Raw genomic sequence first — 10,540 nt, forward strand, 5'->3', positions numbered from 1 at the left:
GGGGAAACCCCACTCCCTTGATAAGGTCTACCCATGAAACAAAAGAAGCTAAACGGGCGGTTGCCCTTCAGTGAAGGTTACCTATACATTTTGCCTTGGGCCATTGGATTCCTTGTATTTGGGGCATATCCGCTCTTGGCATCGCTCACGTATTCCTTCACCAATTTTTCCATGTTCAATACACCAAAGTTCATTGGTCTGGATAACTACATATACATGTTCACAAGCGATAGAGAATTTTTCCCCTCGCTTTTCGTGACCTTTAAGTATGTACTGTTTTCAGTACCGATGAAGATAATATCAGCTTTGTTTTTTGCAATGTTGCTCAATCGAAGCATCAAATTTATCAATGTATTCACCACGGTGTACTATTTGCCTTCCATCTTGGGGGCAAGTGTCTCCATATCCATCTTGTGGCGATTCATGTTTTCTCTCACTGGTCTGGTAAATACTGTTCTTGGGAAGATTGGAATTCCAGCAATTCCTTTCCTGGAACATCCCAAATATGCATTGTTCACTATCAGCTTGCTGGTGGTTTGGTCTTTCGGATCCTCGATGGTTATCTTTCTAGCAGGGTTGAAGCAGATTCCCAAAGAACTGTATGAGGCGTGTCGCATCGATGGGGCGTCAAAAACGAAAGAGTTCTTTGCTATCACCCTTCCCTTGATCACTCCATCATTGTTCTTCAACCTCATCATGCAATTGATCAACTCTTTCCAGTCTTTCACCAGTGCCTTTGTCATCACTCATGGAGGGCCGATGGGGTCAACCTATCTCTATATGATGAAGCTGTACGATGAGGCTTTCGCCAATTTCAAGATGGGCTATGCATCAGCGCTTTCCTGGTTCTTGTTCGTCATCATCCTTATTGCAACGATGTTTGTGTTCAAGAAGTCGAACAAGCACGTGTACTACATGGAATAGGGGAGAAAGAGATGAAAACAAAAACGAAACGAGGTAATCTCACTATTTATGTGTTTCTTACCTTGATGGGCATCATCATGGTGTATCCCCTTATCTGGCTTTTCTTCAGTTCCTTCAAATCCAATAAGGAAATCTTTAGTGGATTGGGTATGCTCCCAAAGATATGGAATTTCTCTGGTTATATTGATGGTTGGGCAGGTACAGGCCAATTTTCTTTTGGGCATTTTATGCTCAATACGTTTAAGATGGTACTTCCTACAGTGCTTGTTACCATGGTTTCTTCTACCTTTGTTGCATATGGGTTTGCTCGGTTTGAGTTCAAACTGAAACCGCTTCTCTTTGCTTTGATGCTTTCCACCATGATGCTTCCAAATGCAGTCCTGATTATCCCCCGGTATTTGTTGTTCAGGGATTTTGGATGGCTCGATTCCTACAAGCCATTCATCATTCCACAGTTGTTTGCATTCACTGCTTTCTTCAATTACATGATGATCCAGTTTATTCGTGGAATCCCGAGAGAGCTTGATGAATCGGCAAAGATTGATGGTCTTGGCTCGCTGCGAACATTGGTCTTGGTTATTCTTCCCCTCTGTAAGTCAGCTCTGTTTTCAGTGTTCATCTTTCAGTTCATGTGGACTTGGAATGACTTCTTCAATCCATTGATCTATATTAATAGTGTCGCCAACTATCCGGTAGCCTTGGCGCTTCGTATGTCCATCGATGCCCAGGCAGCAATCGAATGGAATAAGATTCTAGCCATGTCGTTTGTTTCAATTATTCCCATTGTGGCTTTATTCTTTTCTGCTCAGAAGTACTTTGTGGAGGGGATATCCACGACCGGCCTAAAGGGGTAAGCAATGCAAGAAAAACCAAATATTTTGATGATTTTTACCGATCAACAGCGGTGGGATACGCTTGCCTCCTATGGTAATACAGAAATAAAGACCCCTAATCTTGATCGCTTAGCCCAAGAGGGAGCGTTGTTCGATACTGCTGTGACCCCTTGTCCCCTTTGCATGCCTGCACGTGCTTCGGTCATGACTGGAAAGACAAACTCTGCTCTTGGGTGTATGGAAAATATCTATCCGAGAGATGTCGACAACCGAGAAACCATTGCAGGAATTCTCTCTCAGGAGGGTTACCATTGCCAGGCTATTGGGAAAATGCATTTTTCCGATACACCCTATGCTGAGAGTTATGGCATGGATCATATGATTCTCTCAGAGGAAACGCGTGGTGTAAGAACTGCAAGTTCTCAAAAAAGCGTAGTACTTGATGATTACGACAAGTTCCTTGAGGAACACCATGCCTGGGGTTGGGATAAGCCAACTGAGATTGGCTACAATGAGATAAAACCACTACAAGCTCCTCTCCCCAAGGAATTGCACGTCACGCAGTGGTGCGGGGATAGAAGCGTCCAATGGTTGCAACAAGAACGGCCCAAAGACAAGCCGTTCTTCCTTTGGACTTCTTTCGTAAAGCCTCATGTTCCGTATGATTGCCCACAACATCTGCTTGATCTCTATGATCCAGAATCCTTGGAAGATCCTTGGACTTCCTCAGAGGATGGGTGTGCTGAGTATCCCTATTTTGATTCCTATAGGGAAGGAAAGGAATTTGATCTCTACTCAGAGAAAGCGATCAAACGCGCGAAGGCATATTACTATGCGAATATTACGTTCATTGATGAACAAGTGGGCAGGATCCTTGATACCCTCGAGCAGGAAGGACTGGCTGAATCCACATTGGTGGTTTTTACCTCAGATCATGGTGATTTGATGGGAGACCATCATCTTTGGTATAAATGCTTTGGTTTTGAAGGAAGTCTAAGAGTTCCTCTTCTTGTGCGATGGCCAAAGAAAATTGCTGAAGGAACTCGATATACAGGGCTTGCATCCTTGCTCGACCTGTTTCCTACATTGCTTAGTGCTGCTGGTGTTGATGATGCCCAGTATAAGCGTCCTGGAAAAGATCTCATGACGCTACTTTCTGGCGAGAATCAGCATGAAGCAGTCTTGAGTGAGGTGATGTTTCCTCCTTATACGATGTGTCATGTACGTACCAACCGCTATAAGTATCTCTTTTACCAAAACGGTGGATTTGAGCAACTCTTTAATGTCGAGGATGATCCAAAAGAACTGAGGAACCTTGCGTCTAATCCTGCTTATGCTGATGTCAAGCAAGAGATGAAACAGTGGGCCGAGACCTACATCCAGGAACAAGGAGGGGAAGATTTTCATCTTGATGCAGAGAATCATCTTAGAAGTGAGCCATACCAGGCACATAGGGAGTCTCAGGAACGACCCTTTTCCCGGATGCCATGGGATCTTAGATTGCCTCCTTCTTTCTGCAAGAATCCAGGGCACTTCTATGAGGATGCGAACGCTGATTGGTTGGATGTATTGATCAAAAATGCATTCTGATTAATGTTCATTGACGCTTGCAATAGTCAGCTTCTGTCCCCTATGCTTTGCCTAAGGGGGAACCAGAAATGATGTTACTACATACATGTGACCGATGTACTCAGGAAGCGGACCATCATATTGAGAAAGCTGATAAAACGGTGCTGCATCTCTGTTGGGATTGTTATAATGCCTATCTCTGTGAACGGATGGGGTTGGATGTTGCCAAATATGCTCATCCAAAGACCATTGCAGTGGAAGGACAGCGTTTCAAGGTAAAGGCAGAGGTTTATCATGATGGTGTTATTTATTATGCCTACAAGGGGAGGCAGGATGCCTTGCAAACAATTTCCTTCAATGCACCTTTTGAGCTGGATGCAAAGCTTGCCATGGAAGAACTGAAACAACGAATTGCCAAGTTGTTAATTCCTCCCACCATGTTGGAGGATGATTTTCTATCACCCAAGGGTGTGATAGGAGTTGAGTATGATGAGGATACATACGATGATATGGCATTCATCATTGACGGTAAAAGGTATGATTCAGAGGAATTCCTGGATTTTCTGGAGAACTACCGTGGTTCAAATCTACTCTATATTGCGGAACCAAGATTACCATCTTTGGAGGCCCAGTGGTTTGGCAAGGAAGAGCATCTAATACCAAACATAGACGATGAGAATAATAAATAGGTTTTCAGATGGGTAAATCTCTACTGACGCTTCTGCAGGAATCCAACAAGGATTCCTTGATTGATTTTCTCATGCAGGAAGCTGAAAAAGATGCTTCTCTTGCAAGACGTTTACATATTGCATTCGGTGAGGAAACGATCTCACCGAATGTTGATGTGATACGTAATTTATTACAAGAATCCCTTACTGATCTCGAGTATGACAGCTATGATGATCTTGGCTTTAGCCAGGAAAGCGAGCAATTCCTTGACAGCTACTTCCATGACATCGAGGTAGCTATTGCACACACGCAGTTTTCCTACGCAATCCAACTTTGTCTCTTGTTGGATGAAACTCTTCCGCTACTACAGCATATGGATTACCAATACGAAATGCTCTATGAGAGGCTGAAGCAATGCTGCAATGCAATTGCTGATGCTGTTATTCCTTTTCCAGATAAGCAATCACTATATGCTCTTCTCTCAGAATATGACAATTTGACGCCAACAAGAATACGGCTAATGACTGCTATGATAACTGAAGATAAGCAAGCAAAGCAGCTTCGTGAGATGATTGTAGAGGAGGGGAGTGAAGTAGAGGAACTTACCTACGGGCTTCTCCTTCGCTCATCGAGCAAAGAAGAGCAACGCCAATATCTATTGGATCATGGATATGAACCAGAATTCTGGAAGCTTTCCATTGAAAAGGCTATACAGGAAGAGCGCAAGAATGAAGCAATTGAGTTGGCTCAGGAAGCAAATAAACGGTTCAAGTACAGTCATATATTCTCAGAGCATCTTCTCAAACTCTATAAGGAGATGGGGAATCGTCAAGGTGCACTTGATGCTGCTTTTGACTTGATCATAAAAGGTGAATCTCATTATGTCACTGAACTCAAGGCACTCAGCACGCCAGACTCCTGGAAAACTACCCTTGAGTTGCTCTGTGATGCAATGGAAGGTAAATCATTCCATGTGGTTAGGTTCCTGCCTGAACTTCTGATCGAGGAAGGCAACTATGAGAGAATGCTATGGTATGTGAAGCAATTTCCCAAGGAATCTCTTCGTTATTATAAGTATTTGGTCCCAACATATGCTGCTGAGTTGATAGAACTTATTGTTCAGCAGAGTCTTCATATGGTGAGTGAAGAGAGTTCAAGATATGCATTTACCGAGCTTGCAAAAACACTGCAAGTACTGAAATCCATTGGTGGAGAAAAAGAGATGCAATATTGCATCGACGTCTTGTTAGAGCAATATCCTAGAAAAATGATGCTGAAACAAGAGCTTAGGAAAGCTGGTTTGTTGTAGAAACTTATGGAACACGAAGATAGTGATAGGATAAGTTGACCATATGCAAATAAGATGACAGCTTGGTATTCCTTCATGAGATATTTCCGCAGTACCGGGAAATCATCTACAACTATGACTTTGGCGATTTTTGGATAGCCCATATCCGTCTCCATGAAATTGTTGATGACTACGATAAGAATCATCCAGTGTGTCTGGACTGGGAGGGAGAAGCTCCACCAGAGGACGTTGGGGGAAGATACGGATATGCTGAGTTGTTAGAAATACTAAGCAACCCAGAAGATCCTGAATATAAAGGCAAAATGGAATGGTATAGAGGAAGTAATCATCAATTGTTCGACTTGGAGCATGTGAATAGATGTTTACGACACTGGTAGGAAGATACTTGAATCTCAGAGGGGCAGAATGGTTAAAGCACAAGAGAAGTTCTTGAAATGCATGTCAAAGCTGCCAGTGATAAAGCAAAATACCATCACATACCAAAGTTCGTGAGGTCCCGCATTTATTGCCTGGTGATGTGTGTAATTTGCACCCGAGCGGGTATAAAATATGCTTTACTGAGTTAATATATACCTGAACGGGTGTAATATTTGATTATATTTGGTCTTTCTATCCGCCAAGTATTTATCTAGGATTTCTCTCCCTAGGGGGCTTGCTTCCTTGCACATGAGTTTGCTACCACGGTATGATTGACTCCGTTGGAGGCATTATTGTGGCAACAAAGCAGAAGAAACTTGGAACCTTTGACAGTGTACACCTCTTGATCGGGGGAATGATCGGCAGTGCCATCTTCTCTCTTTCTGGAATGACCATTCTTAGTGCAGGACCGTCGGCGATTATTTCCTGGGTTCTTGGTGCGCTCATCTTGCTTGCCTATGGCTTGCAGACAGCAGAGCTTGCCTCACGCTATCCCCAAAGCGGAGGGGTCTTCGCTTTTCCTGCCTTGCTCTTGGGTAAGACAAGGGAGCAAGGTAATCTGTGGGGATGGATCTCAGCGTGGGCTTATCTCTTTGGGTGTATTGCAGGAGCTGCCTTCTCAGCTATCTATATTGGTATTTACCTTTCAGTGGCATTTCCTGCCATGGGAGCCTTGCAGGTACCGCTTGGTATTGCAGCAGTCCTTTTTAGTGGGGTGTTGAACGCAGTACGTTTCCGTATTACCGGAAAAGCTACCACCGTCCTTACCCTGTTCCTTGGACTCACCTTGGTTATCTTCTCTGTCTCAGTATTTTCAAGTGGTAGCTGGGATGCTTCTCAACTTACCCCTTTCTTTACACAGGGAACTGGGGGAGTTACAGGGTTTTTGGATGCACTTCCGCTAGCCATGGTAGCCTATGGGGCTATTGTTGCCCTGTCATTCCTTGTTGGGGAAGTAGAGAAACCAAACCGGACTGTTCCAATGGCGATGGCCATTGCCATGGCCGTTGTCTTGGTGCTCTACTTGGTGGTGTTGGTAGCAACCTTGGGCTTGGTATCTTCATCCTACCTGCAAGAGAATGAGGGGATGCGATACATTCCTCTCTACGCTGCTGCATTCAGTCTTCCTGGTTTATCCTTCCTGACTCCTCTGATCTCCATTTCAGCGGTACTGGCACTTCTTACTACCATGATCGTAACCATGGCACTTGCAAGCCATACCTTGCAAGCAACGGCAGAGCAGGGAGCACTTCCTCGATTCCTTGCTAGAACAGGTAAGGAAAATGGTGCCCCACTGACAGCAACGGCAGTAGTAGTGCTCGTAACCGGTTTTTTTGCCGCATTTCCCCAACTTACCAATCTTCTGATCAACCTAGGAGCTCTTTGTAATGTTATCGTGGTGGCAATTGTCTGTGTAACAGTCATTGAGTCAAGAAAACAACACCCAACCAAGGAAGCAGGGTTCTTCCATGCACCAGGAGGGAATATCCTTCCCATCCTGACACTGGCTGTGTTGGTTGCCAGCTATGTACCGAGTGTCATACAAGGTGGATGGCAGCTCTGGTTAGCAACGGTCATCTACTATGTGATTGGGCTTCTTTTCTACCGAAGGCCGAGGAGGCAGGTATGAGTGTAGCATTCGGGCATTTTGATGGGGTGCATCGTGGGCACCAAGCCATCCTTGCCCACAAGCCAGAAAAAATATATATCCAGCCGATTACCGGCCAAGCAGTACTTACCACTGATGAAGAGCGTGATGCCTTGATCAGGGAGTATGCAGGCCAGGCGTGTAGCATTATTCACGTTGATAAGCGTCTGGAAACCAAGGGTTTCGACTCCGTGATTGTGGGAAGCCATCACCCTGGGCTTGTCTCGCTCAAGGAGCACAATGAGAAACTTGATCTAATCAAACCTGTGCTCTACAAGGGTGAACCTATTACTGCTGACCGTATTGCCGATACCCTGCTCAGGGGAGAGATTGAAGAGGCTGAAGAGATGCTAGGGCATCCCTACACCATGACAGGGGAAGTGGTCTACGGAAGACAGCTGGGGAGAACGGTGGGAATGCCCACCGTTAACATGAAAATTGCATCCAACAAGCTTATTCCCCGTCATGGGGTGTATGGAACGATTACCATTGTTGATGGGGTGAGATACCTTGGTGTTACCAGCATCGGTCCCCGGCCAACCGTAGATGATTATCCTACTATTACCATTGAGACCTTCCTTCTTCATTTCAACCGTGACCTCTATGGTCAGGTTATAACCATGGAGATCAAGAACTTCATTCGTCCTATAACTAAGTTCGAGAGCCTTCAGGCTGTCAGGGAACAGGTGGACAAGGATGTGTTATACGTGGTGGAGAAGGGGTTGGAGTAGGTTTGTATTGTTTTCTGGACTCCCTACCCATCTCATGATACCGTCATAGGGTGAGGTAGTCGAAATGAAAGTAGCGAAGAAATCCCGTGGGTCATTTACCATGCCAGGTGAAGCTGGTTATGAAGAACTTTCTCTCACTCTAGCGGAGAAGTGGGGAGCTGATGTTATTCGCGATTGTGATGGGACCAAGCTCTCTCCACGGTTGCTGGAAGCGGGGATGGATGTGTATTCCACCATCTGTATCATCCGTGAGCATAACGAGTTTGCCTCAACCAATCCTCAGTTCCAACAGCAAACCTTCCTGGAGAGTGAGCGGGTAGTAAGTACTTCTAAAACAATAGAAATTCCATTACTTTCACGATACTTTTCTGGGCAGTTTGAAGTGAATGAAGCATCGTTACCGTACTGGCAGGTTCTTGACCGAACAACTGGAGATGAGATTTTTGCTTCATCATGGCAGTATAATGCTACGACCAAGTCAGTCACCATTGAGGGTTGCATCCCCTTTCACCAGTACAGTGTGAACTTCCTTGCTTTCCGCATCTGGGAAGAGATAAACATGTACAATCATGTAACCAACAACTGGAAAAGCGAACCACTTAGGCAACTGGACCCCCGGTACCCCGAGGTCCAGAACTATCTGAGTTCTTATCTGGTTCGCTGGTGCGAGGAGCACCCGGAGACAGATGTGGTACGTTTTACCTCCCTCTTCTACAACTTTGTATGGATATGGGGAAGTGATGAGCGAAATCGGAATCTCTTCACCGACTGGGCTTCCTATGATTTCACAGTCAGTCCGCTTGCCTTGGACCAGTTTGAAGCACAGTATGGATATCGCCTCACTGGTGAGGACTTTATAAACAAGGGGAATCGAAACCCTTCCCATGTTACCTGGAATAAACGAATGATGGACTATCTTTGGTTCACCAATGCCTTTGTCTGCTCTTATGCCAAAGAGCTGGTTGATATTGTGCATAGCTATGGCAAAAAAGCCTATGTATTCTACGATGATAGCTGGGTTGGAATGGAACCACAATCAGAGGCTTTCCAGACTATTGGGTTCGATGGGATCATCAAGTGCGTATTCTCCGGTTTTGAGGTCAGACTTTGCAATGCAGTACCGGGAAGCCTTACCCATGAACTCAGGTTGCATCCCTATCTCTTCCCAGTGGGACTGGGCGGAGCCCCTACCTTCAAGGAGGGAGGCAATCCAGCTCTCGATGCACAGAAGTATTGGGTGAACGTCAGAAGAGCGATGCTTAGAGCTCCCATCGACCGAATTGGCTTGGGTGGCTACTTGCACCTTACTGAAGGATTTCCTGATTTTGTTGAAACCATTGCTGATATCGCTGACCAGTTCAGGACGATCAAGGAGCTGCATCAGGCAGCAAAGGTATATACCGCCTCATTGAAGATCGGAATCATCACCCGATGGGGAAAGCTCAGGACTTGGACCTGCGGGGGACACTACCATGAACACCCTGATCTGGATTTGATCAATATCCTGGAGAGCCTCTCCGGTCTTCCCTATACCGTTGAATTCTTGAATTTTGATGAGGTGGCCAGAGATCCGCTCGATTCGTTTGATGTACTACTAAACGCTGGATTCCAGAACAGCAGCTACAGTGGGGGAGATGCCTGGCAGAGGGATGACGTGGTGACCTCCCTTACCCAGTGGGTCTGGAAGGGAGGTACCTTCCTTGGAATCAATGCACCGTCCTCACTCAATAACTCCTTCAAGATGGCACATGTCCTTGGTGTTGATTATGATGACGGTAGGAGGCTCTGTCACGGACAGTGGGAATATGAAAGAGTGGATGGTTCCCTTCCCAAGATTTCTCTGAGAGCGAAAGAAGGAATATACCTGGTAGATGGTTCTACAGAAGTCCTGCACGTTGAGGATGCACTTCCTGTCCTCACAGAGCGAAAGTTTGGAAAAGGGAAGGGCATCTATCTCAGTGAGTATCGTTATTCCCCTGAGAACACCTTTGCCATTCGTTCAATCCTTGAACAAAATCTTGCAGCAGAGCCTCTCTACGCTTCTGACAACCCCCATGTTGACTGTGCCTACTATCCAGAGGCACAGGTTCTGTTGTTGGCCAATGGAAGTGAGTCAGAAGAGGATGTGAGGATAATGACAGAGAAGGGGAAACTATATGAGGTCTTGGAAGGATTCTCTTTGAAGGTACTGGATTTGAGCGCCTATTTATGAGAACCTTAAGGCTGTTTTAATGAAGGATGTGTACTGTGAAGAATCTCACTCATCAAGAATTGGTAACATGTGAACTGGAAATCCTCTCAGCGATTGATGAGTTCTGCACTTCAAGACAGATTACCTATTTTCTTTCTGGGGGAACCTTACTGGGTGCTGTTCGTCATAAGGGATTCATTCCATGGGATGATGATATTGATCTTATGATGCCGAGATCTGATTACGATG

Annotated in this window: 10 protein-coding genes; all 10 read left to right on the top strand. The window is 45.3% G+C overall.

Features of this window, described 5'->3' with window-relative positions; translation table 11 throughout:
- Positions 1–33: 33 nt before the first annotated feature.
- Complete coding sequence (locus JF818_RS00050; RefSeq protein ID WP_198889961.1) at positions 34–924, top strand: carbohydrate ABC transporter permease; 891 nt, start codon at positions 34–36, stop codon at positions 922–924.
- Between the two features lie 11 nt (positions 925–935).
- Complete coding sequence (locus JF818_RS00055) at positions 936–1,778, top strand: carbohydrate ABC transporter permease (protein ID WP_198889962.1); 843 nt, start codon at positions 936–938, stop codon at positions 1,776–1,778.
- A gap of 3 nt (positions 1,779–1,781) precedes the next feature.
- Positions 1,782–3,347 carry a sulfatase gene (locus tag JF818_RS00060; protein ID WP_198889963.1) on the top strand — a complete coding sequence of 522 codons (1,566 nt, stop codon included), beginning with the start codon at positions 1,782–1,784 and terminating at the stop codon, positions 3,345–3,347.
- Between the two features lie 68 nt (positions 3,348–3,415).
- Positions 3,416–4,015 (top strand): hypothetical protein, encoded by a 600-nt coding sequence (locus JF818_RS00065; protein WP_198889964.1) that lies wholly within the window; start codon positions 3,416–3,418, stop codon positions 4,013–4,015.
- Positions 4,016–4,023: 8 nt separating this feature from the next.
- Entirely contained in the window at positions 4,024–5,304 is a 1,281-nt protein-coding gene (locus JF818_RS00070) for a hypothetical protein (protein WP_198889965.1), read from the top strand.
- Positions 5,305–5,366: 62 nt separating this feature from the next.
- Positions 5,367–5,681, top strand: a complete 315-nt coding sequence (locus JF818_RS00075) for a plasmid pRiA4b ORF-3 family protein (protein WP_198889966.1) — start codon at positions 5,367–5,369, stop codon at positions 5,679–5,681.
- Positions 5,682–6,016: 335 nt separating this feature from the next.
- On the top strand, positions 6,017–7,351 hold the full coding sequence (locus JF818_RS00080; protein ID WP_198889967.1) for an APC family permease: 1,335 nt from the start codon (positions 6,017–6,019) through the stop codon (positions 7,349–7,351).
- Entirely contained in the window at positions 7,348–8,100 is a 753-nt protein-coding gene (locus JF818_RS00085; RefSeq protein WP_198889968.1) for a riboflavin kinase, read from the top strand. The genes JF818_RS00080 and JF818_RS00085 overlap by 4 nt, the downstream gene beginning before the upstream one ends.
- Before the next feature lie 64 nt (positions 8,101–8,164).
- A complete protein-coding gene (gnpA, locus tag JF818_RS00090; protein ID WP_198889969.1) occupies positions 8,165–10,312 on the top strand; it encodes a 1,3-beta-galactosyl-N-acetylhexosamine phosphorylase in 2,148 nt (715 codons plus the stop codon).
- A gap of 35 nt (positions 10,313–10,347) precedes the next feature.
- A partial coding sequence (locus tag JF818_RS16275; RefSeq protein WP_370570288.1) for a LicD family protein occupies positions 10,348–10,540 on the top strand: 193 nt, incomplete at its 3' end.

The organism is Sphaerochaeta sp. S2 (assembly GCF_016406725.1).
Classification (GTDB): Bacteria; Spirochaetota; Spirochaetia; order Sphaerochaetales; family Sphaerochaetaceae; genus Sphaerochaeta.

Bases quoted from the DNA above. Each gene is read 5' to 3' on its own strand.
- JF818_RS00060 (WP_198889963.1), top strand. From the start codon at position 1,782: ATGCAAGAAAAACCAAATATTTTGATGATTTTTACCGATCAACAGCGG.
- JF818_RS00055 (WP_198889962.1), top strand. From the start codon at position 936: ATGAAAACAAAAACGAAACGAGGTAATCTCACTATTTATGTGTTTCTT.
- JF818_RS00050 (WP_198889961.1), top strand. From the start codon at position 34: ATGAAACAAAAGAAGCTAAACGGGCGGTTGCCCTTCAGTGAAGGTTAC.
- JF818_RS00070 (WP_198889965.1), top strand. From the start codon at position 4,024: ATGGGTAAATCTCTACTGACGCTTCTGCAGGAATCCAACAAGGATTCC.
- JF818_RS00085 (WP_198889968.1), top strand. From the start codon at position 7,348: ATGAGTGTAGCATTCGGGCATTTTGATGGGGTGCATCGTGGGCACCAA.
- gnpA (WP_198889969.1), top strand. From the start codon at position 8,165: ATGAAAGTAGCGAAGAAATCCCGTGGGTCATTTACCATGCCAGGTGAA.
- JF818_RS00065 (WP_198889964.1), top strand. From the start codon at position 3,416: ATGATGTTACTACATACATGTGACCGATGTACTCAGGAAGCGGACCAT.